Origin of the sequence: Streptomyces sp. SCPE 10, from assembly GCF_051980735.1 — a bacterium.
GTDB lineage: Bacteria > Actinomycetota > Actinomycetes > Streptomycetales > Streptomycetaceae > Streptomyces > Streptomyces misionensis.
The window spans coordinates 7,629,934-7,651,901 of record NZ_CP197069.1 but is presented as its reverse complement, the minus strand read 5'-3'; the positions used below and the strand labels follow the sequence as shown (position 1 = coordinate 7,651,901).

22 protein-coding genes and 1 pseudogene are annotated in these 21,968 nt (G+C 73.3%); 9 read left to right on the top strand and 14 right to left on the bottom strand.

Features of this window, described 5'->3' with window-relative positions; all coding sequences use genetic code 11:
* Nucleotides 1-91: 91 nt before the first annotated feature.
* Both ACSP97_RS34710 and ACSP97_RS34705 read right to left on the bottom strand, forming a co-directional pair.
* The gene (locus ACSP97_RS34710) at nt 92-703 is read right to left on the bottom strand and encodes a hypothetical protein (RefSeq protein ID WP_440555850.1); all 612 of its coding nucleotides are present in this window, start codon (nt 701-703) and stop codon (nt 92-94) included.
* Nucleotides 704-1,118: 415 nt separating this feature from the next.
* Nucleotides 1,119-1,214 (bottom strand): annotated as a pseudogene (locus ACSP97_RS34705).
* A 259-nt stretch (nt 1,215-1,473) separates the two neighbouring features.
* On the opposite strand from ACSP97_RS34705, the gene ACSP97_RS34700 reads away from it, so the two are divergent.
* The 3 genes from ACSP97_RS34700 (at nt 1,474) to ACSP97_RS34690 (ending at nt 4,414) form a co-directional block, all read left to right on the top strand.
* A complete protein-coding gene (locus tag ACSP97_RS34700; protein ID WP_440555849.1) occupies nt 1,474-2,304 on the top strand; it encodes an aldo/keto reductase in 831 nt (276 codons plus the stop codon).
* A 73-nt stretch (nt 2,305-2,377) separates the two neighbouring features.
* On the top strand, nt 2,378-3,388 hold the full coding sequence (locus ACSP97_RS34695; protein ID WP_440555848.1) for a TIGR03571 family LLM class oxidoreductase: 1,011 nt from the start codon (nt 2,378-2,380) through the stop codon (nt 3,386-3,388).
* Between the two features lie 231 nt (nt 3,389-3,619).
* Nucleotides 3,620-4,414, top strand: a complete 795-nt coding sequence (locus ACSP97_RS34690) for an SDR family NAD(P)-dependent oxidoreductase (protein WP_355524468.1) — start codon at nt 3,620-3,622, stop codon at nt 4,412-4,414.
* A 25-nt stretch (nt 4,415-4,439) separates the two neighbouring features.
* On the opposite strand, the gene ACSP97_RS34685 is transcribed toward ACSP97_RS34690, so the two are convergent.
* The 5 genes from ACSP97_RS34685 to ACSP97_RS34665 form a co-directional block, all read right to left on the bottom strand.
* Nucleotides 4,440-4,880: a DNA-binding protein gene (locus ACSP97_RS34685; RefSeq protein WP_355151095.1), complete on the bottom strand. Its 441-nt coding sequence runs from the start codon at nt 4,878-4,880 to the stop codon at nt 4,440-4,442.
* Nucleotides 4,881-4,938: 58 nt separating this feature from the next.
* On the bottom strand, nt 4,939-6,105 hold the full coding sequence (locus ACSP97_RS34680; protein WP_440555847.1) for an FAD-dependent oxidoreductase: 1,167 nt from the start codon (nt 6,103-6,105) through the stop codon (nt 4,939-4,941).
* Nucleotides 6,106-6,322: 217 nt separating this feature from the next.
* The gene (locus ACSP97_RS34675) at nt 6,323-7,042 is read right to left on the bottom strand and encodes a TetR/AcrR family transcriptional regulator (RefSeq protein WP_355524472.1); all 720 of its coding nucleotides are present in this window, start codon (nt 7,040-7,042) and stop codon (nt 6,323-6,325) included.
* A gap of 58 nt (nt 7,043-7,100) precedes the next feature.
* A complete protein-coding gene (locus tag ACSP97_RS34670; protein WP_440555846.1) occupies nt 7,101-7,679 on the bottom strand; it encodes a GNAT family N-acetyltransferase in 579 nt (192 codons plus the stop codon).
* A complete protein-coding gene (locus ACSP97_RS34665; protein ID WP_355325795.1) occupies nt 7,672-8,136 on the bottom strand; it encodes a MerR family transcriptional regulator in 465 nt (154 codons plus the stop codon). The genes ACSP97_RS34670 and ACSP97_RS34665 overlap by 8 nt, the downstream gene beginning before the upstream one ends.
* A 56-nt stretch (nt 8,137-8,192) precedes the next feature.
* Here ACSP97_RS34665 and ACSP97_RS34660 point away from each other — a divergent pair, with 56 nt between their 5' ends.
* The gene (locus ACSP97_RS34660; protein ID WP_440555845.1) at nt 8,193-9,164 is read left to right on the top strand and encodes an SDR family NAD(P)-dependent oxidoreductase; all 972 of its coding nucleotides are present in this window, start codon (nt 8,193-8,195) and stop codon (nt 9,162-9,164) included.
* Between the two features lie 11 nt (nt 9,165-9,175).
* On the opposite strand, the gene lysA is transcribed toward ACSP97_RS34660, so the two are convergent.
* The 3 genes from lysA to ACSP97_RS34645 all read right to left on the bottom strand — a co-directional run bounded on the left by lysA (nt 9,176) and on the right by ACSP97_RS34645 (nt 12,071).
* The gene (gene lysA, locus ACSP97_RS34655) at nt 9,176-10,510 is read right to left on the bottom strand and encodes a diaminopimelate decarboxylase (protein ID WP_440555844.1); all 1,335 of its coding nucleotides are present in this window, start codon (nt 10,508-10,510) and stop codon (nt 9,176-9,178) included.
* A gap of 14 nt (nt 10,511-10,524) precedes the next feature.
* On the bottom strand, nt 10,525-10,941 hold the full coding sequence (locus ACSP97_RS34650) for an SAV_915 family protein (protein WP_355151107.1): 417 nt from the start codon (nt 10,939-10,941) through the stop codon (nt 10,525-10,527).
* A 404-nt stretch (nt 10,942-11,345) separates the two neighbouring features.
* Complete coding sequence (locus ACSP97_RS34645) at nt 11,346-12,071, bottom strand: alpha/beta fold hydrolase (RefSeq protein WP_440555843.1); 726 nt, start codon at nt 12,069-12,071, stop codon at nt 11,346-11,348.
* A 174-nt stretch (nt 12,072-12,245) separates the two neighbouring features.
* Between ACSP97_RS34645 and ACSP97_RS34640 the strand changes: the two genes are divergently transcribed.
* Nucleotides 12,246-12,644, top strand: a complete 399-nt coding sequence (locus ACSP97_RS34640) for a winged helix-turn-helix transcriptional regulator (protein WP_382069586.1) — start codon at nt 12,246-12,248, stop codon at nt 12,642-12,644.
* Nucleotides 12,645-12,663: 19 nt separating this feature from the next.
* Here the strand turns inward: ACSP97_RS34640 and ACSP97_RS34635 are convergent, their stop codons facing one another.
* Entirely contained in the window at nt 12,664-13,548 is an 885-nt protein-coding gene (locus tag ACSP97_RS34635) for a GNAT family N-acetyltransferase (protein ID WP_440555842.1), read from the bottom strand.
* A gap of 265 nt (nt 13,549-13,813) precedes the next feature.
* Here ACSP97_RS34635 and ACSP97_RS34630 point away from each other — a divergent pair, with 265 nt between their 5' ends.
* Together ACSP97_RS34630 and ACSP97_RS34625 are read left to right on the top strand one after the other, a co-directional pair.
* Nucleotides 13,814-14,881, top strand: a complete 1,068-nt coding sequence (locus ACSP97_RS34630; protein ID WP_355524490.1) for a P1 family peptidase — start codon at nt 13,814-13,816, stop codon at nt 14,879-14,881.
* Nucleotides 14,882-15,208: 327 nt separating this feature from the next.
* Nucleotides 15,209-15,664 carry a nuclear transport factor 2 family protein gene (locus ACSP97_RS34625; RefSeq protein WP_440555841.1) on the top strand — a complete coding sequence of 152 codons (456 nt, stop codon included), beginning with the start codon at nt 15,209-15,211 and terminating at the stop codon, nt 15,662-15,664.
* An 18-nt stretch (nt 15,665-15,682) separates the two neighbouring features.
* Here ACSP97_RS34625 and ACSP97_RS34620 read toward each other — a convergent pair whose 3' ends face one another.
* A complete protein-coding gene (locus ACSP97_RS34620) occupies nt 15,683-16,855 on the bottom strand; it encodes an MFS transporter (protein WP_358676102.1) in 1,173 nt (390 codons plus the stop codon).
* 208 nt (nt 16,856-17,063) lie between these two features.
* Here ACSP97_RS34620 and ACSP97_RS34615 point away from each other — a divergent pair, with 208 nt between their 5' ends.
* Together ACSP97_RS34615 and ACSP97_RS34610 are read left to right on the top strand one after the other, a co-directional pair.
* Complete coding sequence (locus ACSP97_RS34615; protein WP_440555840.1) at nt 17,064-17,924, top strand: helix-turn-helix transcriptional regulator; 861 nt, start codon at nt 17,064-17,066, stop codon at nt 17,922-17,924.
* Between the two features lie 108 nt (nt 17,925-18,032).
* Nucleotides 18,033-19,184: a DUF5954 family protein gene (locus ACSP97_RS34610; RefSeq protein ID WP_440555839.1), complete on the top strand. Its 1,152-nt coding sequence runs from the start codon at nt 18,033-18,035 to the stop codon at nt 19,182-19,184.
* Nucleotides 19,185-19,248: 64 nt separating this feature from the next.
* Here ACSP97_RS34610 and ACSP97_RS34605 read toward each other — a convergent pair whose 3' ends face one another.
* Together ACSP97_RS34605 and ACSP97_RS34600 are read right to left on the bottom strand one after the other, a co-directional pair.
* Nucleotides 19,249-20,499, bottom strand: a complete 1,251-nt coding sequence (locus tag ACSP97_RS34605; RefSeq protein WP_355524505.1) for an amidohydrolase — start codon at nt 20,497-20,499, stop codon at nt 19,249-19,251.
* The gene (locus ACSP97_RS34600; RefSeq protein WP_440555838.1) at nt 20,496-21,914 is read right to left on the bottom strand and encodes an MFS transporter; all 1,419 of its coding nucleotides are present in this window, start codon (nt 21,912-21,914) and stop codon (nt 20,496-20,498) included. Before ACSP97_RS34600 ends, ACSP97_RS34605 begins: the two co-directional genes overlap by 4 nt.
* Nucleotides 21,915-21,968: the final 54 nt, after the last annotated feature.

Sequence of the window (21,968 nt, the reverse complement as noted above, 5' to 3'; positions counted from 1 at the left end):
GCCGCCGAGACGTCCCGGTGCAGGCGCTCCGCACAGCGGATCGAGATGTCGAATCACGTCCGCGCGCCGGACGTACGGCCAGGCCGGTGCTTCAGTGCTGGACCGGCGGGCAGTAGCCGGTCTGCTCGCCGATGCTGTTGATCTCGGCATTGGAGCGGGGGTCGCCCGCGTAGTTGATCTGGTTCGTGCAGCTCACGCCGGGCTTCTTCGGTGTGCCGGCCGGCTTGCCGCTCTTCTGCGGCGTCGGGCAGTAACCCGTCTGCTCGCCGACCGAGTTGATCTCCGCGTTGGAACGGGGGTCACCGGCGTAGTCGATCTGGTTCGTGCAGCTGACACCGGGCTTCTTCGGCGTGCCCACGGGCTTGCTGCCCTTCTCCGGCGCCGGGCAGTGCCCCGTCTGCTCACCGATGCTGTTGATCTCCGCGTTGGAGCGCGGGTCCCCCGCGTAGTCGATCTGGTTCGTGCAGCTCACGCCGGACTTCTTCGAGCTGCCCGACCCCGTGGTCGTGACCGAGCCCCCGCCGGTCTTGCCGGCCGAGGAGCCCGGCTGGGCGCTGCTCGTGGAACCGGCCGAGGAACTGGCCGTGACGGAAGGGCCGGAGGAGGACGACGCGCTGTCCGAGCCGCCGCCGCTACAGGCCGTGAGCGACAGACCGACGGCCACACCGGCGACAGCGAACATCGAGAACTTCCGAACGCGCATCAGATTCTCCCTCAGGGCGGCTCCCGCTCCTGGTGAGCGGGCCTACTGCCCATCCAGACAGGGTGATCGGCGGACCAGTTGCACCTCGGAGTTCGCTGAGACACACCTGTGACACAGATGGCCGATACACACAGTCGGACTGGTGCAAACCGGGCCGGAGTCGGGCCGTGGCGATGCGTGGGTCACGGCCCACCGTGGCGGCTCGCGGTCAGGGGCGCAGGATCAGCCGGATCGGGCCGCCGGTCTTGTGCTCCAGCCGCTCCACCGCCTCGGCGGCCCGCGAGCGGGAGTTCACCGCCGATCGACCCAAGGCCCGCGCCGTGGGCGAGGGCGCGCTCGCGGACGGTGGGGTTGGGGTCGACCGCGATCACGCCGCTCACCGGGTGTTCCCCGGTGAGCGGCGTGCCGCGCGCTGCGGAGAGGGCAGGATTCGAACCTGCGTGGACCCCTGGGGATCCGACCTTGAGGCGTGGCTCGCTGGTCCCCGATCAGCCGCTCCGGGCACCTCTCCTCGCTCCCGGCCCCTGCCTTCCCGGGGCCGTTCACGTGAAAGAGAGTGACACGGGGCCCTGACGCGGGGCTGACATGGCGAAGGCCGCGCACACCGACGCCGCAATCCAGTCGGAACACACTACCCGCGTTTGCAGATAGGGCGCGTCCGCAACTATTGTCGGGGTGTGCACCAGGGGGCCCCGGTCCTCCTGGCAGCCAGACACGTCGCACATCCGGCCCCCAGGGGCCCGCGCCACCTCAAGGAGCATCCGCACATCATGGCCTCCTCCCCCATCCCCAGCGTCACTCTCAACAACGGCGTCGAGATCCCCCAGCTCGGCTTCGGCGTCTTCCAGGTGCCCGACGAGCAGACCACCGCCGCCGTGACCTCGGCGCTGGAGGCCGGCTACCGCAGCATCGACACCGCCGCGATCTACGGGAACGAGACCGGCGTCGGCCGCGCCCTGGCCGCCGCCGCGCTGCCCCGCGAAGAGCTGTTCGTCACCACCAAGGTGTGGAACGCGGACCAGGGCTACGACGCCACCCTGCGCGCCTTCGACGCCAGCCTCGCCAAGCTCGGCCTCGACTACGTCGACCTGTATCTGATCCACTGGCCGACCCCCGACCGTGACCTGTACCGGGACTCCTGGCGGGCCCTGGAGCGCCTCGCCGAGGAGGGCCGCATCCGCGCCGCCGGCGTCTCCAACTTCCAGCCCGGCCACCTGGAGCGCCTGCTGGACGGGGCGACGCTGATCCCGGCCGTCAACCAGATCGAGCTGCACCCCGGTCTCCAGCAGGCCGCCCTGCGCGCCTTCCACGCCGAGCACAAGATCGCCACGGAGGCGTGGAGCCCGCTCGCCCAGGGCGCGGTGCTCGACGACCCGGCGATCACCGACATCGCCGCCCGGCACGGCAAGTCCCCCGCCCAGGTCGTCATCCGCTGGCACCTCCAGCTGGGCAACATCGTGATTCCGAAGTCGGTCACCCCGGCCCGCATCCGCGAGAACCTCGACGTCTTCGATTTCGCGCTGTCGGAGCAGGAGATGACGGCGATCGCCGCGCTCGACCGCGACCTGCGCACCGGCCCCCACCCCGACGAGCTCAACTGAGCCGGCGCCGCCCCACCGCTCCGTTCCGGGCAGGGCCGCCCGGAACGGGGCCCCGCCCCCGGAAGGAACCGCGATGGCCTCCCCTCACCCCGCGCTCGCCCGGCTGGCCCCGGCCGGCGGGCGGCTCACCCTCGGCCTGGAACTGCCCCTCGACAACGACTGGGGCGCGGCGCGCCGACACGCCGACCAGCAGTCCGGCCGCCCCTTCGGCGTCCCCGACCTGACCGAGCACGCGCGGCTCGCGCGACTCGCCGACCAGCTCGGCTTCGCCGCCCTGTGGCTGCGCGACGTCCCGCTCTACGACCCCGTCCAGTTCGGCGACGCCGGTACGGTCTTCGAGACCTTCACCCACCTCGGTCACCTCGCCGCCGTCACGGACCATGTCGTGCTCGGCACCGGCGCCGTCGTGCTCCCGCTGCGCGAGCCCCTGCTGGTCGCCAAGGCCGCGGCCACGGTGGACGTCCTGTCGGGCGGCCGCATGCTCCTCGGACTGGCCAGCGGTGACCGGCCCGTGGAGTACCCGCTGTTCGGGCGCGAGTTCCAGGCCCGTGGGGCGGCGTTCCGCGAGGGCGTCGAAACCCTGCGGGCCGCGTGGCGCGGCGGCCCGCTGGAACTGCCCCAGGCCGGCCTCGGCCGGGACCGGCAACTGGAGGTCCTGCCCAAGCCGGTGCACACGGCGGGCATCCCGATCGCGGTCGCCGGTGGCGCCCAGCAGACCCCCGAGTGGGTCGCCGAGCACGCCGACGCCTCCCTCAACTACCCGCGCGAGCTGGGCGCGTTGAGGCTGAAGACGCGGACCTGGCGGCAGCTCACCGGGGAGGGCGGCAAGCCGTACCTCACACCGATGGTGCTGAATCTGACGGAGGACGCCGACGCGCCGCCGCGCCCCATCCGGCTGGGTCTGAGCACCGGCCGCAAGGCCCTGGTCGACCACCTGGGGCAGATGGCCGAGCTCGGCGTCGCGCACGTCTCGTTCAACCTGCGCCCCAACGACCGGCCCGTGGCCGAGCTGCTGCACGAGCTCGCCGAGGACGTCCTGCCGCACTTCCCGACACCGGCCGCCGCACCGCCCGCGGGCAGCTGAGCACCGGTCGCCCCGCTGGACGCACCCGCCGGGTCTCGCGCCGCACGCGCGGGATCCGGCCGCACGGGTTCTTCGCGGCCGCGGGTGCCCGGGGCGATCGTGGGAATCGGCGTGGCGGATGGCGTAACCGCCGGGCGGTGCGGGTATGCGGGCTGCCGGTCGGCGGGCAAGGATGGTGAGCCCGTTTCCGGCCCCGGCCGCACCACCCACCGCTTCGACGAGGGAACGCAGATGCAGATCGATCTCTCCGGCCGTACCGCGCTGGTCACCGGCTCCACGCAGGGCATCGGACACGCCATCGCCGTCGGACTCGCCCGCGCGGGCGCGCACGTCGTCGTCAACGGCCGCGGCGAGGACCGCGTCGCGGACGCGGTCCGTGGGGTGCGTGACGCCTCCGGCAGCGAGCATGTCACCGGTGCCGCGGGGGACCTCGCGACGGAGCAGGGCACGGCCGCCGTGCTGGCGGCCGTGCCCGCGGCCGACATCCTCGTCAACAACCTCGGCATCTTCGGTTCCGCGGCCCCGCTGGAGATCGACGACGACGAGTGGCGGCGCTACTTCGAGGTCAACGTCCTGTCCGCCGTACGGCTCATCCGCGCCTTCCTGCCCGGCATGAAGGAGCGGGGCTGGGGCCGGATCCTCAACCTCGCCAGCGACTCGGCGGTGGTCATCCCCGCCGAGATGATCCATTACGGCATGACGAAGACCTCGCTGCTCGCCGTGAGCCGCGGCTTCGCCAAGGACGCCGCAGGCACCGGGGTCACCGTCAACTCCGTCATCGCCGGACCGACCCACACGGGCGGTGTGGAGGGGTTCGTCCGCGAACTCGTCGGCGACGAGCTGCCCTGGGACGAGGCGCAGCGCGAGTTCATGGTCAAGTACCGCCCCCAGTCGCTGCTGCAACGCCTCATCGAGCCCGAGGAGATCGCCAACATGGTCGTCTACCTCGCCTCGCCGCTCGCCTCCGCCACCACGGGCGGCGCCCTCCGCGTCGACGGCGGCTACGTCGACTCCATCCTTCCCTGAGCCCCGGCCACGCGCTTCGCCTTTCTCACTCCGAGTCGTCCGCGGCGCGGCTCGCCAGTCGTTCGTAGCGCTGTCTGGCCGCTTGCGGCGTGCCCAGTCCGAGACCGAAGGCGATCTCCTGCCAGGTCATACCGCGCCCTCGCGCCATCCGGAGCAGCGAGGTCTCCAGTTCGTCCATCTCGGCCCGGACCAGTGGGACGAGGCTCAGTGCGGCGGTGACGTCGGCCTGGTCCACCTCCGGTTCGCCGTCGTCCGGGTGCGCGGCCCCGCTCAGCAGGAACGACACGAGCCTGACGGCCTCGTGCGGTCCGAGGACCGCCGGGTGGATCTGGCGGTGGCGTTGCGCCTCGGTGGCCGCGTGCCGCTCGGCGATGCGCATCAGGGACGCGTAGACGCGGGCCGCGCGCGCCTGCTCGGGCTGCGGCGGTGTGAAGGGGTCGGTGTGCTGGTCGGAAGCTGATGACATGGGATGAGCATGGTGGACTTCATGACATGGTGTCAACGATCCGTTGTGAACAACTCGTTCACATCGCGTCGGTCCCGGGCTGTTCGGCGTCCGGTCCGCCGGTGAAGAAGGCGACCGTCTTCTCCAGGCCGTCCTCGCCGAACATGGTGTCCAGGCTGGCCGCGGACCCTGCGGCGGACGCCTCGCCGCGCGGGAAGAGGGCCTCCTCGTACGCAGCGAGGGCGGCCTCGATGTCACCGGGGTGCGCGGCGATCGCCTGGCCGAGTTCCGCGCCGTCGAGCAGCGCCAGGTTTGCGCCCTCGCCGGCGAACGGGGACATCAGGTGCGCGGCGTCGCCCAGCAGGGTGACGCCCGGGACCCGGTCCCAGCGGTGCCCGACGGGCAGGGCGAGGATGCGGCGGGGCGTGAGCGTGCCGTCCGCGTCGGCGACGAGGCCGCGCAAGTCCTCGTCCCAGCCCTCGAAGTGGGCGAGGACCGCCGCCTTGGCGGCCTCGGGGTCGCCGAAGTCGATCGTGTCGAGCCAGTCCTCGTCGGCCTTGAGCGCGGTGTAGACGTGGAGGCTGCCGTCGGTCTCCCGGTGCGCGAGGAAGCCGCGCCGGTCGCCGAGGCAGATGAAGAACCCGCCGCCGACGACGGCCGCGCTGCGCGGGTGGCGGGCGTCGGCGTCCAGCAGATCGGTCTCCACGAAGGAGATGCCGGTGTAGGCGGGCCGGGCGGCCGAGACCAGCGCCCGGATCCGCGACCAGGCGCCGTCGGCTCCGATCAGCAGGTCGGTGGTGATGGCGGAACCGTCGGCGAAGGCCACCTCATGGCGTCCGCCACCCAGCGGCCGGGCTCCGGACACCTTGCTGTTCCAGCGGATCGTCCCGTCCGGCAGGGAGTTCAGCAGCAGGTCCCGCAGGTCACCGCGGTCCACCTCCGGGCGGCCCCGGTCGCCGTCGTCCTCCTCGCAGAGGTGGACGGTGCCGTCGGGGCCGACCAGGCGCATGGCCTGTCCGCCCTCGTGGACGATCTTGCGGAATTCGTCGTGGAGGCCGGCCGCGCGCAGGGCCTTCTGTCCGTCCTCCTCGTGGATGTCGAGCATGCCGCCCTGGGTGCGGACGTCCGCGGACGCCTCCGCCTCGAAGATCGTGGCGTCGATCCCGTGGACGTGGAGGAGCCGTGCGGCCGTCAGGCCGCCGAGTCCCCCGCCGATGATCGCGACAGGGAAGTGGCTGGTGGTCATCAGGGGCCTCCCGAGGTGGTGTGCGCGCGGCCATGACGGAGCCCGCGGCAGGCTCCGCCATGAAGACGTCGGCCGAACCCCTTCAACATAACGAACGCGTTCGTTACGAACAAGTTCGGAACGGAGATGCGCGGGGCAGAGACCGGTGCGGGCGACACTCGGCCCCGTCCTCAGGGCCTCAGGGCCTCAGGGCCTCAGGGCGTCGGGGCTCCTGTCCTCAGGAGACGGAAGTGGGCGGGGCCGGGTCCGCCGGGCCCGGGACGGGGGTGTGCGTGATGCCGTCGACGAGAACGTCGAAGCCCCAGCGCATGCGCTCCGCGACGGAACCGCTGAGCAGGGCGGGCAGGTGCGCCTTGATCGCCGGATGAGTGGTCCGGCTCGTGGCGTGCAGTGCGCGGGTGAGGGCGTTCCAGTCGTCCTCGGCCGCGGGGTCGTGCTCCCGTGTCGACTGCTCGGCGGCGGTGGCCGTGGCGTCCTGGAGCAGTTTGTCGACGCCCCAGGCGACCTGCTCGCGGGAAGCGCCGCTGCGGGAGAGCAGGTCGACGATCCGCTCCAGCAGGCGCAGGTAGTTCTCGCCGCTGGGACGGGCGACGAGGGCCGACCGGGCGAGCTGCGGGTGCTCGAACAGGACGAGCGTGTAGGACGTCAGCACCGCCAGGAGCTGGTCGCGCCAGCCGTCCCCGGCCGTCTCGCCGGCCAGGTCGACCTCCCCCAGCAGCGCGTCCAGCACGGCCGCGTGCAGTTCGGCGGTGTTGGCGACGTAGACGTACAGCGAGGCCGGCCCGGTGTCCAGTTCCTGTGCCAGGCGGCGCATGGTCACCTTCTCCAGCCCCTCGGCACGCATGATCCGCACGGCGGTGTCCACGATCCACTGCCGGGACAGGGCGGGCTTCGCCGGGCGCTCCCGGCGGCTGAGCGGCTCTCTTCTCGGTGTCACACCGCGATCGTAACGAACGCGTTCGCCGGGCCCGGCCGCGGTCGCTCGCGCCGGTCGCTCAACGGCAGGGCATGCTCATGTAGAGGGCCTGTTCGCCCGCCGAGGGGGTGCCGTCGTAGAGCGCCGTGTCCAGTCCGCACAGGGTGAATCCCAGCCGCCGGTAGGCGTGGATCGCCGGAGCGTTGACGTTGCTGACCTCCAGCCAGATGTGCACGGCACCGCGCTCGCGGGCGAACGCGACGGCCCGACCGATCAGGGCACGGCCGATGCCCCGGCCCCGGTGGGCCGGCGCGACCGCGATGTCCTCGATGACCAGCCGCCGGTTCCAGGCGGCGTAGCCGACGGTGGCGAAGCCGGCCAGGCCGCCGTCCGCGGCGGCGGCGACGAAGGTACGGCTGTCGGAGCCCTCCTCTGTCCCGGGGTCCTCCTCGGTCCCGGGGTCGTCGGCGGCTTCGGTGTCCTCGGCCGGGAAGACCTTGTGGAGGGGCGGGTCCACCGGGATCTCCTGGAGGGTGAACCCGTTCTTCGTGACGGCCACGTGGAAGACGGTGCGGGTGGTGAAGGATGCGTCGAGCGCTTCGATGGCCGCGGCGTCCTCGGGCCGGGCCGCGCGGAACGCGTACTCCGGGTCACGCATGCTCGTCGTCCGCCGTGTCACCGGTGCCGGCGACGGTCGCCATGGCCCGGGCCGTCGGATCCCAGAGGCCGCCCGCCTCGCCCCGCGCGAGGTGTTCGGCGTAGACGCCGGTCTTCCAGGCGATGATGGAGCGGCACTCCTCCAGCGCCTCGATCCGGGCGTCGACGCGCTGCCGGTGGGCGTCGAGGAGGCGCAGCCGTTCGGCCTCGTTGCCCGGGCCCTGGCGTACCAGCTCGGCGAAGCGTCCCAGCTCGGCCAGTGGCATGCCGGACTCGCGGAGCTTGACGCAGATCAGCAGCCAGTCGACGTCGAGACCGGTATAGCGCCGCCGTCCGCCCGCGGTGCGCCGGACCGGTCCGACGAGCAGACCCTCACGCTCGTAGAAGCGCAGTGCGTGGACACTGAGCCCGGTGCGCTCGGCCACCTCGCCGATGCTCAGCCACTCCTCCGCCGCCATGCCCCGCCCCCGTACGACTTGATCTAGACCTCACTCGAAATCGTAGCGTCGGCCGCATGACCACCACCGAACAGCGGCCGATCGACTCGCCCTTCTCCGCCCTCAGCACCGCCGAAGACGTCATGGCCGGCCTCGACCTCTCGGGCACCACCGCCGTGGTGACCGGGGGCTACTCGGGTCTCGGGCTGGAAACCACCCGGAGTCTGGCGGCTGCCGGGGCCCGGGTCGTCGTACCGGCGCGGCGGCCCGACCTCGCCCGTGCGGCGCTCGCGGGCGTGGCGGGTTGCGAGGTCGTCCCCATGGACCTGGCGGACCCGGGCAGCGTGCGCGCGGCAGCCGCGCGGATCGGCGACTCGCTCGACCGGCTCGACCTGCTGATGGCCGTGGCCGGTGTGATGGCGACCCCGGAGCGCCACGTAGGACCGGGCTGGGAGGGCCAGTTGGCGGTCAATCACCTCGGCCACTTCATTCTCGTCTGCGAGCTCCACCCCCTACTGGCCGCCGCCGGCGGTGCGCGCGTCGTCGTCAACAGTTCGGCGGGGCATACCCTGACCGGCATCCGCTGGCACGACCCGCACTTCCGCACCGGCTACGACAAGTGGCTGGCGTACGGCCAGGCCAAGACCGCCAACTCCCTGTTCGCCGTCCATCTCGACGCGCTCGGGCGGGCGGACGGCGTGCGGGCGTTCGCGCTCCATCCGGGGAAGATCATCACCGGTCTCCAGCGGGAGATGACGCTTCGGGAACAGATGGACCGCGGCTGGGTGGACGCGGACGGCAAGGTGATCGGCGCCGGCTTCAAGACACCTTCCCAGGGCGCCGCGACCGGTCTGTGGGCGGCCACGTCCTCCCTCCTCGACGGCCGGGGCGGGCTCTACCTGGAGGACTGCGACATCGCGGCCGTCTCCGCCGCCGACCGCCCGATGGACGACGGCGGAGTGCGGGCGTACGCGATCGATCCCGACGCGGCCGCCCGGCTCTGGGACCTCTCCCTGACCGCGACCGGCGCCCGGCCCGTCCCCGGGTGAACCGGGTCGGGTCAAAGGCCGACGTCCCTGCGGCGGATGTCCTCCAGGGTCTCCCGGCGGACGAGCAGACGGGCGTGGGCGTCGTGTACGGCGACGACGGGTGGGCGGCCGATCAGGTTGTAGGTGGAGGCCATGGAGAAGTGGTAGGCGCCGGTGACGGGGACGGCGAGCAGGTCGCCGGGGCGGACGTCCGTGGGGAGGGACACGTCCTCGGCGATGACGTCGCCCGCTTCGCAATGGCGGCCGACCACGGTCGTCCGGACCCGTTCGACCGTGGCGGGGCGGCCGATCAGGCGTGGCGTGTAGCCGGCGCCGTACAGGGCCGGGCGCGGGTTGTCGCTCATGCCGCCGTCCACCGCCACGAACAGCGTCTCGCCGGTGTGCTTCACGGACAGCACGCGGTAGACGGAGACTCCGGCCGGGCCGACGACGGCCCGGCCCGGTTCGATGATCAGGCGTGGCACGGGCAGCCCCGCCGCCGCGCAGGCGTCGGTCAGCTCCACCCGCACCCGGTGGGCCAGCGAGGTCAGGTCCAGGGCCTGCTCGCCGGGCCGGTAGGCGACGCCGTGACCGCCGCCCAGGTCGAGTTCGGGCAGTACCAGCCCGTGCTGCCGGTGCAGGCGGGCCATCAGTCCGGTCATCCGGCGTACGGCCACCAGATAGGGCTTGACGCTGGTGATCTGGGAGCCCAAGTGGCAGTGCAAGCCGGTCAGTTCGAGCTGGGGCTGGTCGAGGATGCGGGTGATGGCGTGCTGGGCGTAGCCGTCGCGGATGGAGAGGCCGAACTTCTGGTCCTCGGTGCCGGTGCGGATCTTGGCGTGGCCGCCCGCGTCGATGCCGGGGACGACGCGGACCATCACCTTCTGGCGGCCCTCGGGTCCGACCGCGGCGGCCAGCCGGGCGATCTCGGAGGGGCTGTCGATGACGATGCGGCCGACGCCCAGGCGCAGGGCGGTCTCCAGGTCGCGGGGTGTCTTGGCGTTGCCGTGCAGCACGATCCGTTCGGGCGGGAAGCCGGTGGTGACGGCGAGTTCGAGTTCACCGGCGGAGCAGACGTCCAGGCCGAGGCCCTCCTCCTCCGCCCAGCGGGCCATGGCGCGGCACAGGAACGCCTTGGCCGCGTAGAGGATGTCGGCGTCGGGGAAGGCGGCCCGGTAGGTACGGCAGCGGTCGCGGACCTCGGCCTCGTCCATGACGTAGACGGGGGTCCCGAAGCGCTCGGCGATCTCGGTGAGCGGGACGCCGCCCACGGCCAGGTCACCGTGGCCGGTGTGCGTGGTGGAGGCGGGCCAGAGGGACAGGTCGCCCATGGCGTTCGCGACGGCGGGTTCGTGGATGGTGGTCATCGTGCGGGGCCCTCTCAGCGGATCCACTTCGCCGGTACGGAGACGGGTGCCGCCGCGGTGGTCGCGTGGACCGTGCCGACGGTTCGCGGGCCGCTGGTGCGGCTGTGGGGACGGGGTGCCGGCGCCTGGGCCGGGGACGGGGCGGTGAGCTGCGGGTCCACCGTGAGGGCGGTGACGCCCAGTGGCGCGGTCAGCGTGCGCAGGGCGGGTTCCGCCAGCCGGATCCACGCCTGGTCGGGGCCCAGGGTGGTGGTCAGCCGGCCGGCGGAGGTGAAGGCGACGGCGGTGTGCTCGCCGAGCGGGGTACGGAAGAGGCGGGTCACGCATCCGAAGGTGCCCGGCCGGACCGGGACGTACAGGAGTCCGGCCGGGGACCGATCAGGGGGCTCGGGCTCGTCGCCGTATTCGTCGCCGTGGCGGAGTTCGGTCATGGGGTGCCTCCCGGAAGGGCAGCGTGTGTACGAAGGGAACGGAAGCCCCGGACGCCCGGAGGAAGCGAACCGGGGCTCTGTGCCGACGGTATGCCGCCACCCGGGCCGGGGGACCGCCCCTGACGGGACACTGACGAGGACCGGTGCGGACTTGACGGGATACTGACGCCTCGTCGCGCGGCCCTTGGCCCTCTCGGGCGGAGCCGCGGGCACATCCCGCCGGGCCGTTTCGGTCCGGAACACCCACACGCTCCCGTTCAGCGCCCTGCGGTCGTCCGGCCGCTACCGCCCCCGCGACGATTCGGGCAACAGCGGCCGGACGAACTCCCACTCGGCATCGGACGGTTCACGGCGACGTGTCACGACACCACGATCCACCAGCGGTGATCATGTGAGGACGCTGGCTAGGAGAGCTTGAGAAGCAGTTCGCTGAGTTCCCTCGGCATGGTGATCATGCAGTCGTGGCCGGTCGGCAGCTCCCAGACCTGCGCGGCGGTGCCGTTGGGCTGGATCGGGGGAACGGGACGACGGGTGATGCCCGCGGGCATGGCGCCGACATTGTGGATGTGCGTGCGCGGGATCGCGTCGGCGGCCGGGTTGTCCAGTCGCACCGGCTGCTGCAGACAGCGCACCGGCTGGTCCGAGAGCATCCCGCGCAGCCAGGCGATGTCGGCCGGGTCGGTGACGCCGAACAGGCCGAAGGGCGCGGGCTGCTCGGACATCGGCGGCACGCGCCAGCCACTCTCGGACTTCTCGGCGAGTTCGATCAGTTGCCGTGTCACGGGGTGGACGTCGACTGCGGACTCGCCGTCCTCCGGGACCATCGCGTCGAGGTAGACCAGGTGCGCGATGCGTTCGGGAATCCGGTTGGCCGCGGCGGAGATCACCAGCCCTGCGTAGCTGTGGCCGACGAGTACGACGTCCCTGAGGTCCTCCTCGGTGATCAGCCCGACCACGTCGTCGACGTGCGTATCGAGACCCACCTGCGGACCGAGCAGGTGTGCCTTGTCGCCAAAGCCGGTCAGGGACGGCGCGAACACCCGGTGCTCGGCGGCCTCCAGCAGCGGTACCACCCGCTCCCAGCACCGTCCGCTGTGCCAAGCACCGTGTACCAGTAGAAATGTGGACATCGAATCTTCCTTCGCAGGAGCAGAAGAGCACGGTTGCGCGCATGCCGCTGGTTCGCGGCTCTGGCGGTTACCTTTCGTGCCTCGGTACTGTTTGAGTACAAAGGCATGCTGGTGCACACGACGCGCCGCGGGCAATAAGGCACTTTTCGGTGACCCGGTTCTCTGGAGGTAACCATGGACGCGGCACAGGGCGATCCGCAGTCGGCGGCACGGCCCGGCGATGCGTGCCGGACCCGGGTGGTGCTCGACATCGTCGGCGACAAGTGGTCGCTGCTGGTCGTGCGCAACCTCAAGGACGGACCGCGCCGTTTCACCGAGCTCAAAAGAGCCATCGACGGGATCAGCCAGCGCATGCTCACCGTGACGCTGCGCAGCCTGGAGCGCGACGGAATCCTGACCCGCACCGTCCACGACGTGATGCCGCCCCATGTCAGCTACGAGCTGACCGAGATGGGCGTCACCCTGCGCGAGGCCACCGCGCCTCTGCTCGAATGGAGCGTCGCGCACCTCACCCGGATCGACGATGCCCGCGCCGCCTACGACGCCCGCACGGCCCCACCGACGACCTCATAGCGGGACGGCGAACCGCATATCACCCGCCGCCCCCCTTTGAAGACACGGCCTGGGAGAAGTCGTACACCGCCCAGTCCGTCAGCCGCTCGTAGCCCAGCCGCTGGTAAAGGGCGTTGCTGGTGGGGTTCGCGGGGTCGGCGAAGAGGACGACGTCGGTCGCGCCCGCGGTCAGGGCGGCGCGGGTGACCTCGGCCGTCACGGCACTCGCGTAGCCGCGGCCCCGCAGGCGCGACGGGGTGTACACGGGGTCCACCCGAACCATGCCGCCGATCGGTGAGGTCGAGCCGGCGAGGGAGACGGGGGTGCCGTCGGGGGCCTCCCAGAAGGTGAAGTGTTTGTCGGCGAAGCGCGAGGTGGGCCAGGAGTCGGCGGTGGTGGGGGTCTCCCCGACGGATTCGGCGAATTCGCCGACCCACCGGAGAAGTTGGTCCCGGTGGTATGCGGAGGACGGCCGGGGCCGGCCTGCGGGGAAGGGGTTCGGCGGGGTCAGGGTGCCGAGGCGGTACAGGCGGATCCGGATACGCGGGGCCGGGGTCGCGCCGGTGTGCCGGTGCCATGCCTCGGCGTAGGCGGTGGCGGTCTCGTGGTCCGCGGTGACGTAGGGGTGGGTGTGTCCGACGGCGGCCAGGCGGGCGGCGAGGGCGTCGGCCTGGCCGGAGGTGAGGGGGGTGGGGTTGAGACCGCGGGAGGGGAGGTGGAAGAAGGCGGCGTCGATCCGGCCGTCCGACTCCAGGAGGCCGAAGAGGGGCGATCCGGGGCCGAGTTCGCGCGTTCCGTGGGTGCGCAGCCTTTCGCACACCGTCAGTGCCATGGTGTGCAGGGCGGGGCGCGAACGCAGGAAGTCCCCGGCTCGGGCGAGGAAGTCGGCGGCGTCTTCGGTGAGGTGCCAGTCATCCGGGCGCATGCCTCATCATCCCCGCGGTGCGGGGCTCAGGTCAGCCGGAACCGTCCGTCTTCGGCCCGCCGATCCTGACGGGGCTGTGACGGGCCTCTCCCCCGCCCGCCTGCGACGAGGTCGTTCACATCCGCTCCCCGGGACGGGAGCGAGCATGAAGCGGCCCAGGTGGTGACCGTTGCCGCGCCCGGTGCGTGGCCGTGGCCGGACCCGCGGGTCGTGCGGCCCCCCCGTCGACGGAGTCACGCCGTCGCGGCCGGTAGCGTGCGGCCGTATGGAACCCACGGCTCACCCCGGTTCAGCGCGGGCCGCCCGGCCCCGGGCCCGTGATCTCGGCATCGTCATCGGGGAGTTCGCCCCCGGCCCCCTCGACGCGATCACCGATGTGCCGGGGGTGCGGGTCGGGCACACCACCGTCCGCCGGCACCCCGATGTGCACAGCGGGGTGACCGCCGTCGTGCCCGACCCGGTCGGCCCCCGTGCTCCGCTGCCCGCCGGGGTGTTCACCGGCAACGGCTACGGCAAGCTGATCGGCACCACCCAGCTGTCCGAGCTGGGCACGCTGGAGACCCCGGTGCTGCTGACCTCCACCCTGTCGGCGTTCCGGGTCGCCGACGCCGTCGTCGGGTGGATGCTGGAACGGCCGGACTGCGCCGAGGTGCGCAGTCTCAATCCGGTCGTGGGCGAGTGCAACGACGGCTTCCTGTCCGACATCCGCTCCCGACCGGTGCGCGAGGAGCATGTGCGGGCCGCCCTCGACCAGGCGACCGGCGGGCCGGTGGCCGAGGGCTGTGTCGGCGCGGGCACCGGCACGGGCGCCCTGGGCTTCAAGGCGGGCATCGGCACCGCCTCGCGCACACCGGAGCTGGCGGGCCGCCGGTACACGGCCGGGGTGCTGGTGCAGGCGAACTTCGGCGGCACGCTGCGGGTCCTCGGCCGCACCGTCACCCCGCGGTCGCTCGGCCTGACCGGTGGCACGGGCCCGGTCGCCGAGCACGGCTCCTGCATGATCGTGGTGGCCACGGACGCCCCGCTGGACGCCCGGCAGCTCACCCGCGTCGCACGGCGGGCCGTGTTCGCGCTGGCCCGCACGGGTGCCGCCTACGGCCACGGCAGCGGCGACTACGCCCTCGCCTTCGGCACCCGCCCGGCAGCCGGGGCCCCGCCGGCGGACGCCGCACTGGGGCCGCTGTTCGAGGCCGTCCTGGACGCGGTCGAGGAGGCGGTGCTCAACTCCCTGCTCGCCGCGACGACGACCACCGGTTTCGCCGGTCACACCCTGCCCGCGCTGCCCGCGGACCGGCTGCTCGACGTCCTTCGCGGCACGTCGTCCGGGGAGTGAGGTCACCGGGTGCGCGCGGCGCTCTCCTGTCGTCTCTCATCGGCCCAGACGGCCGGTCGGGACCGGGAGGAGAGGCCCAGCCGGTCCCCCTCGGCGACCTGCAGCACGCGCCGGACGAGCCGACCGCCTCCTGCCCCGCCCCTCGCGGAGCGCCCCCTCGACGTGGCCGCCCCGCTGGAAATCGGATACCGGCGGGAACGCGGCCGAGATCGCGTACCTTCTGGCGTGTCCGCTCCTCCGGTGCCGCGTCCGGTCCTCCTCCCCCGAGGGTGTCCTGCGCGGTGCCGAGGCCGATCGACCGAACAGCCCGCGAAGGACAGCTCCGCCATGACAGAAGTACGTCCGCCCCTCCCCCCGTTCGACCTCGCAAGCGCCCAGGCCAAGGTGCGGGCCGCCGAGGACGTCTGGAACACCCGTGACCCGCACCGGGTCGCCCTCGCCTACACCGAGGACTCGGTCTGGCGGAACCGGGACCTCTTCCTCACCGGGCACGACGAGATCGTCCGCTTCCTCACCGACAAGTGGGAGCGCGAACTCGACTACGTGCTGCGCAAGAGCCTGTGGAGCCATGACGGCAACCGCATCGCCGTCCGCTTCCAGTACGAATGGCACAACGCCGAAGGCCAGTGGTTCCGTTCCTACGGCAACGAGCTGTGGGAGTTCGCCGACAACGGTCTGATGCGCCGCCGCGAGGCCTCGATCAACGACGTCCCCATCGAGGAGGCCGACCGGCGCTACTTCGGCCCGCGCACCGCCGAGGAGCCCGACATCCCCCTGAAGTGAGGCAACCAGTCGCGGCGCTCACCGGTACCGCGCCCGTCCCACGGCCGCGGCCACCGTCAGCGGCACGCTGAGCAGCGCGGCCAGCCAGAACAGCGGCCGGTACGCTCCCGCCTGCGCGGTGGCGGCGGCCAGCCCGCCGGCCAGGGCGCCGCCTCCGTACAGGGCCACGCCGAACAGGGCCACGCCGGTCGCCCGGGCCGCCGGGCACAGGGTGGTCGCCCACGACTGGACCGTGGAGTGCAGGAAGGACCAGCCGCCGCCGAGGAGCAGCGCGGCCACGACGAGCGGACCGGTGGACTGCCGGTAGCCGGCGAGCAGGTAGGCCACGGCCGTCTGGGCGCCGCCGGCCGCGATCAGGGCCGCCGGGGACCACCGGCCCACGAGCCGTCTCACCGCCTGGGACGCCGCCGTGGCCCCGGCCCCGTACAGGGCCGCCACCGCGCCGGCCAGGGCGACGGGCACCCCGTGCGCTTCGAGGGCCGGGGCGAGATAGGTCAGGAAGCCGAGCAGCACCGCTCCCTCCAGCAGGGCCACCGCCATGACGTACCACTGCCAGCGCGAGCGCAGGACCGTACCGAAGGGCGCGAGCAGCGACCCGGAGCGGGGCCGCGCGGGTTCGGGCAGGCGGCGCAGGCCCACGGCGAGGACGCCGGCGAGGATACCGGGCAGGGCGAACACCGGCCGCCAGGTGAGGTAGTGGGCCAGCGCTCCGGCGACGGCGGTGGCCAGGGCGGTGCCCAGGGCGAACGCGGTCATCAGTTCGCTGAGCGGGCGCTGCCGTACCGCGGCGGGCACGGTGTCGCCGACGTAGGTCAGCGAGGCAGGTATGGCGGCGGCGAAGCACGCGCCGGTGAGCACGCGGGCCCCGATCAGCACGGGCGCGTCGGGGGCGAGGGCCGAGACCAGCGCGGCCGGCGCCGCCCCGGCCAGCGACACCCGCATCACCCGCACCCGGCCCCACCGGTCGCTGGCCGCGCCCCATACCGGCTGCATCAGCCCGTAGGCCAGGTAGTAGCCGCTCGCGGCCAGCACCACGGTGGCGAGCGGTACCCCGAGGTCGGGGCCGATCAGGACCAGCATGGGGGCGATGCAGAAGCGGTCGAAGTTGCTGACGAAACCGGCGGTGCGCAGCAGTCGCAGGGCGGACGGGGACAGGGCGGCCACCGGTCGCGGCGCGGTGGTGGTGACCACGCGGCGCTCCTTCCTGGGATGTCGGACGAGGACGCGGGCCGCGGCGGTCGCGGTCCGGCACCAGTCCAGCACCAGGTCCGTGGAGGCGGAGTCCGCTGCCTATTACGATCGCTCACAGCCTGCCGGTGCGGCCCGGTCCCCGGTCGCGGCAGCATCGGACGAGGGGGCCGGCACCGGGCGGGCGCCCGGTGCGGCGAGGAGGGGCACGATGACGCGCGGCAGGCCGGGAACCGCCACGGCCGGGGCTTCGGCGACCGGGGTACGGGAACTCCCCCGCCGCGAGTTGGGTGCCTTCCTGCGGTCCCGCCGGGAGCGGCTGACGCCGGGGGACGTGGGTCTGCCGGACGGCCCGGGGCGCCGCACGCCGGGGCTGCGCCGGGCCGAGGTGGCCGAGCTCGCCGGAATCAGCGTCTCCTGGTACACGTGGCTGGAACAGGGGCGGGTGCGGACCTCGGAACAGGTACTGCGGGCGGTGGCGCGTGCGCTGCGGCTGGACGGAGCGGAGACGGCGCACGTGCTGTCCTTCGTGGCGGACGACCCGCCGTCGGACGCCCCCACCTGGGTGTCGCCCAATCTGCTGAGCCTGGTGCGGGCCATGACGCCCCACCCGGCCGTGGTGCTCGACCCGCACTGGGACCTGCTGGCCTGGAACGCGGGATACGCGGCACTGCTGACCGATCCCGCGCGGCTGCACCCCAAACAGCGCAACCTCCTGTGGCTGGTGTTCCGTTGGCCGCCGACCCGGACCCTGCTCGCCGACTGGGAGCAGGACGCCCGGGCGCTGCTCGGCCAGTTCCGCTCCCGGGCCGCCCGCCGGCCGTGGGACGCGCGGTTCGCCGAACTCGTCGAGGAACTGCGGTACGACGCCGACGCGGCCCGCTGGTACGACCATCGGGAGACCGCCGCCTTCCATCCCTCGGTGCGCCGTTTCCGGCACCCGACGGCGGGCGAGCTAAGGCTGCGGTACGTGAAGTTGGCCGCCGTCGAGGAGCCCGGCCATCACTTCCTGGCCTATCTGCCCGACGACCGGGCCACCGAGAAAGCCCTGCGGCGACTCCAGAGCGGGTGAGGAGCCGGGACCGGCGAGGCGGGCGCGGATGGCCGGAATTCCGTGGCACGGCAGGCATTTCGGCGAAAACGGCATTCGGCACGCCGTCCGGTCGGCAGGATGGGCGCCATGGACCCAGGGGATGTCAGGCCGGGCGCGCTCCGGCCGGTGGTGGTGCGCGTTCCGGTGGAGCCGGTCGAGGTCGCCATGGAGGCCGACGCCGCCGACGCCGTGCGGAGCGCGGGCGAAGTGGCGGTGCGCGGGCCGCTGTTCGGGGTGGTCGCGCAGTGCCCGGAGGACGGGCTGTGCTGGCGGGTGGTGGTGCCGGTCACGGCCGGTTTCCCGCAGATGTCGCGCGACAGCCTGAACTCGCTGCTGTGGTTCCGCGCCAAGGACGAGGCGAAGGACCGGGTGGAGCGGCGGGCCCTGCTGGCCGCGGTCGCCCGGCTGGAGACCGAGCCGGTGAACGAGCTCACCGTGCTCGGCACCCGCTACCGGGTCGTGCGCGCCGAGGAGTACGCCGGTTCGGGTGTCAACGGCATCGAACTGCCGCGCCCGACCGATCCCGAGCCGCTGGTCCCCGACTGGAGTCTCGGTCCGAGGGAGCCGCTGGTCGACGCCGACCTGGTGCTGGACCCGGACGCGCCGCTCACCCCGGCCGGGGCCACCGAACGGCTGGCCCTGCGCAACTTCGTCTACGCCGGTTCCCGCTTCCCCGATCACGTCATCCAGGAGTCCCGTCGGGCCCTGCGCACCCATCCGGACGTGCTGCTGCTCCCGACGACGTTCGCGGTCGTGGAGCGCGACGGCCGCAGCTGGGAGCCCGTCAGCCGCGCGCACCCGACCGCGCACGCCGCCCGCAGGTCGCTGGACTTCTTCCTGACCTGGCTGGAACCCCGCACCCAGGGACTGCTCCCGGTGGTCGCCGACCGGAAGATCGACGCCCGCACCGAGGTGGCCCGGAACCCCGACGCCCCACCGGAGCTGGCCGCGTACGCCGAGGCCTCCGACCGGCTGCGCACCGGCCGGTGCAACGAGCTGGAGGTCTTCGACACCACCTACCGGATCATCCGCAGCCGCCGCATGCTGCGCTGGGGCGCCGACGGGCCGGAGGGCCCCCGCCCGTCCGACACCGGCGACCACGCGCCCGAGCGCATCCACCCGGTGCTCGACGAGGACGGGGTCGTCCATCACGACGAGGACGAGTTCGGGGAGGACGAGTACGCGGAGGACGAGCACGCGGAGGGCATCGGCGGGAAGGACGAGCAGGGCGAGGGGTGACGGGCGCGAGGCCGGGCAGGGCGCCGGGTGCGGGCGGCCGGTGCGGCCCGCGGCACGGAACCGGTCAGCTCCGGTCGCCGGGCGCGCCGCCCGCCGTCCGCTCACCGACCAGGTCCAGAAACCGCCGCCGGGCGACGGGGTCCGTGGCCAGCTCGACGCCCACGCGGGCCAGGGCGGTCGCGCCGTCCACGACGGCCTGGTCCGCGCCGGGGCTGGTGCCGTGACGGGCGAACGGCTCGGTGTGCTGCAGGGCTCCCCCGGTGTCGTAACCGATGGTCGGGTGCAGGGACGGCACGGCGTGCGAGACGTTGCCCATGTCGGTGGAGGCCATGACCTCGCCGTGCCGGGGCACCGGCTCGCGGCCCAGGGCGCGGGCCGCCCGCACATAGGCGGCGGTGAGGAACGGGTCCTGCCGCAGATCGGCGAAGTCCCTTCCATGGGAGGTGAGTTCGAGTTCCGCCCCGGTGGCGAGGGCGCCCGCTTCCAGGCAGGCCCGCACCCGTTCCCGGGCCCGGTCCAGGTCTTCGGTGGTGCGGGCCCGCAACTCGTAGCGCCCTCGCGCCAGTTCGGGGATGACGTTGACCGCGTGACCGGCCTCCAGCACGATGTCGTGGACCAGGGTGCCGGGCGGGAGCTGCTGGCGCAGCAGGCCGACCGCGGTGTGGGCGAGCGTCATCGCGTCGAGGGCGTTGACACCCTCCCAGGGAGCGAGCGCGGCATGGGCGGGCCGGCCGTGGAAGGTCACGTCCCAGGCGCCGACGGCCAGCGAGGACGCGCCGACGGAGTCCTCCGGCGCGGCGTGCACCATCATGGCCGCCGCCACGCCGTCGAACACGCCCGCCTCCAGCAGCAGCGCCTTCCCGCCGATGTCCTCCTCGGCCGGGGTGCCCACGAGTTCGACGGTGATGCCGACGGTGTCCGCCACCGCCGCGAGGGCGAGCGCCGCGCCGACCGCCGCGGCTCCGTTGACGTTGTGCCCGCAGGCGTGGCCGATCCCCGGCAGCGCGTCGTACTCGGCGCACAGGGCCACCACCAGGTCTCCGGTGCCGTAGGTGCCGACCAGCGCGGTGGGCAGGCCGCCGGCCCCCGGGGTCACCGAGAATCCGGCGCCGTCGAGCACCGCCGCGATCTTCGCGGCCGACTTGTACTCCCGCATCGCGGTCTCGGGCTCCGCGTGCAGACTGTGGCTCAGTCCGACGAGGGTGTCCCGGGCGCGGCGCACGGCGTCCGCCACCCCGGTCATCGCTCGTCCGCGGTCCGCCGCCGCCCGGCCCCCGGCGTCGCCGTCCGCCGTGTTCGTCGTCCGGTCGCTCATGCCGCCTCCCCGCTCGCCGCCGGCCCGAACGCCTGCGCCCGCCCGGGCGCGGCCGTCTCCCGCAGGAGCAGGCCGACCGCGGCGCCGGCCAGCGCGACGGTGGCGCACACCGACCAGGACCACAGGTAGCCCGCCGGCCCGACGCCCCGGCCGGTGGCCGGGTGGGCGGCGAAGAGCGCGCCGATCACGGCGGCGCCGATGGCCGCGCCGAGGGAGAGGGCCAGTTCGTTCAGACCGACGGACAGGGCGGTCTCGGCCTCCTCGACGACCTCCGCGGACAGCGTGCGGGTGGCGGCCTCGAACATGCCCGTCGCGACCCCCACCACCAGAGCGCCGAGGAGGTATTCGGGCAGCGTGCGGTGCAGGAACACCAGCAGCAGGAAGCCGGCCGCGCCGACGCAGCCGCCCGCCGCGAGGGCCGTACGGTCGCCGACCAGCCGGGCCAGCCGCGGTGTGGCGGCGGAACCGGCGCAGCCCGCGACCACCATCGCGAGCGAGACCAGCGCGATCGCCTGGGAGCCCAGCCCCAGGCCGTAGCCGTCGCCGTCCGGGTCCGCGCCCAGGAACACGGCGTTCGCGCCGAGGAAGCCGATCGTGCCGAACGCGGCGCAGAAGGTGTGCGCGCTGACGACGGCGAGCCGGGGGTTGCGCAGCAGCCCGACGTCCACCAGGGGGTGGGCGGAGCGCCGTTCGACGCCGACCCAGGCCGTCAACGACACCACCGCCACGGCCAGTGCCGCCATGGACCGCGCGGAGGCCCAGCCCCAGGTCCCGCCCTGGGCCAGGACCAGCACCAGCGCGGCCAGCCCCACCGTCAGCAGCACCGCGGCCGGGGTGTTGAAGCGGCCCGCGCGGGGCGCCGTGCTGTCCGGCAGCGCGACGGCCGCGGCGAGGGCGAGCAGGGCGAACGGCACGGCGGTCCACAGCCCCGCCAAGGCGTGCTCCTCGCTCAGCGACCCGGCGACCAGGCCGCCCACGCCGATCGACAGGAGCAGCGCGCCGACCAGGACCGACATGCCCGTACGGCCATGTTCCGGGGCGCGCGAGCGCAGGATTCCGGCCAGCAGCGGGAAGAAGCCGACGACGGCGCCCTGCGACACCATGCCGACCGCCAGGGTCGCGGTGCCCGGGGCCGCGGCGATCAGCAGTGAGCCGCCCGCGACCATGGCGACGGCGATCCGCAGCAGCCTGCGGTGGCCGTGGATGTCGCCCCAGCGCGACAGCAGCGGCGTCAGCGCGGCGAACGCCAGCTGGGACAGCAGATACAGATCGTTCTGGCCGACGCCCGAGACGCCGACCCGCCGCCCGACCACCGGCAGCAGCGGCGTCAGATAGCCCTGTACGACCCCGCTGCACACCACGATCACCGCCATGCAGGCCAGCAGCCCCCGGCCGCGGCGCATTGCTCCGGTCACGGTCACACCCTCTCCCCTTGGCTGGAACCCGAGGTGGTGGCTACAGTGCGGCAA

Bases quoted from the DNA above. Each gene is read 5' to 3' on its own strand.
- ACSP97_RS34700 (WP_440555849.1), top strand. From the start codon at position 1,474: ATGGCCTCCTCCCCCATCCCCAGCGTCACTCTCAACAACGGCGTCGAG.
- ACSP97_RS34710 (WP_440555850.1), bottom strand. From the start codon at position 703: ATGCGCGTTCGGAAGTTCTCGATGTTCGCTGTCGCCGGTGTGGCCGTC.
- lysA (WP_440555844.1), bottom strand. From the start codon at position 10,510: ATGACCACCATCCACGAACCCGCCGTCGCGAACGCCATGGGCGACCTG.
- ACSP97_RS34650 (WP_355151107.1), bottom strand. From the start codon at position 10,941: ATGACCGAACTCCGCCACGGCGACGAATACGGCGACGAGCCCGAGCCC.
- ACSP97_RS34625 (WP_440555841.1), top strand. From the start codon at position 15,209: ATGACAGAAGTACGTCCGCCCCTCCCCCCGTTCGACCTCGCAAGCGCC.
- ACSP97_RS34630 (WP_355524490.1), top strand. From the start codon at position 13,814: ATGGAACCCACGGCTCACCCCGGTTCAGCGCGGGCCGCCCGGCCCCGG.
- ACSP97_RS34660 (WP_440555845.1), top strand. From the start codon at position 8,193: ATGACCACCACCGAACAGCGGCCGATCGACTCGCCCTTCTCCGCCCTC.
- ACSP97_RS34685 (WP_355151095.1), bottom strand. From the start codon at position 4,880: ATGTCATCAGCTTCCGACCAGCACACCGACCCCTTCACACCGCCGCAG.
- ACSP97_RS34695 (WP_440555848.1), top strand. From the start codon at position 2,378: ATGGCCTCCCCTCACCCCGCGCTCGCCCGGCTGGCCCCGGCCGGCGGG.
- ACSP97_RS34645 (WP_440555843.1), bottom strand. From the start codon at position 12,071: ATGTCCACATTTCTACTGGTACACGGTGCTTGGCACAGCGGACGGTGC.
- ACSP97_RS34665 (WP_355325795.1), bottom strand. From the start codon at position 8,136: ATGGCGGCGGAGGAGTGGCTGAGCATCGGCGAGGTGGCCGAGCGCACC.
- ACSP97_RS34670 (WP_440555846.1), bottom strand. From the start codon at position 7,679: ATGCGTGACCCGGAGTACGCGTTCCGCGCGGCCCGGCCCGAGGACGCC.
- ACSP97_RS34610 (WP_440555839.1), top strand. From the start codon at position 18,033: ATGGACCCAGGGGATGTCAGGCCGGGCGCGCTCCGGCCGGTGGTGGTG.
- ACSP97_RS34690 (WP_355524468.1), top strand. From the start codon at position 3,620: ATGCAGATCGATCTCTCCGGCCGTACCGCGCTGGTCACCGGCTCCACG.
- ACSP97_RS34680 (WP_440555847.1), bottom strand. From the start codon at position 6,105: ATGACCACCAGCCACTTCCCTGTCGCGATCATCGGCGGGGGACTCGGC.
- ACSP97_RS34640 (WP_382069586.1), top strand. From the start codon at position 12,246: ATGGACGCGGCACAGGGCGATCCGCAGTCGGCGGCACGGCCCGGCGAT.
- ACSP97_RS34635 (WP_440555842.1), bottom strand. From the start codon at position 13,548: ATGCGCCCGGATGACTGGCACCTCACCGAAGACGCCGCCGACTTCCTC.
- ACSP97_RS34605 (WP_355524505.1), bottom strand. From the start codon at position 20,499: ATGAGCGACCGGACGACGAACACGGCGGACGGCGACGCCGGGGGCCGG.
- ACSP97_RS34615 (WP_440555840.1), top strand. From the start codon at position 17,064: ATGACGCGCGGCAGGCCGGGAACCGCCACGGCCGGGGCTTCGGCGACC.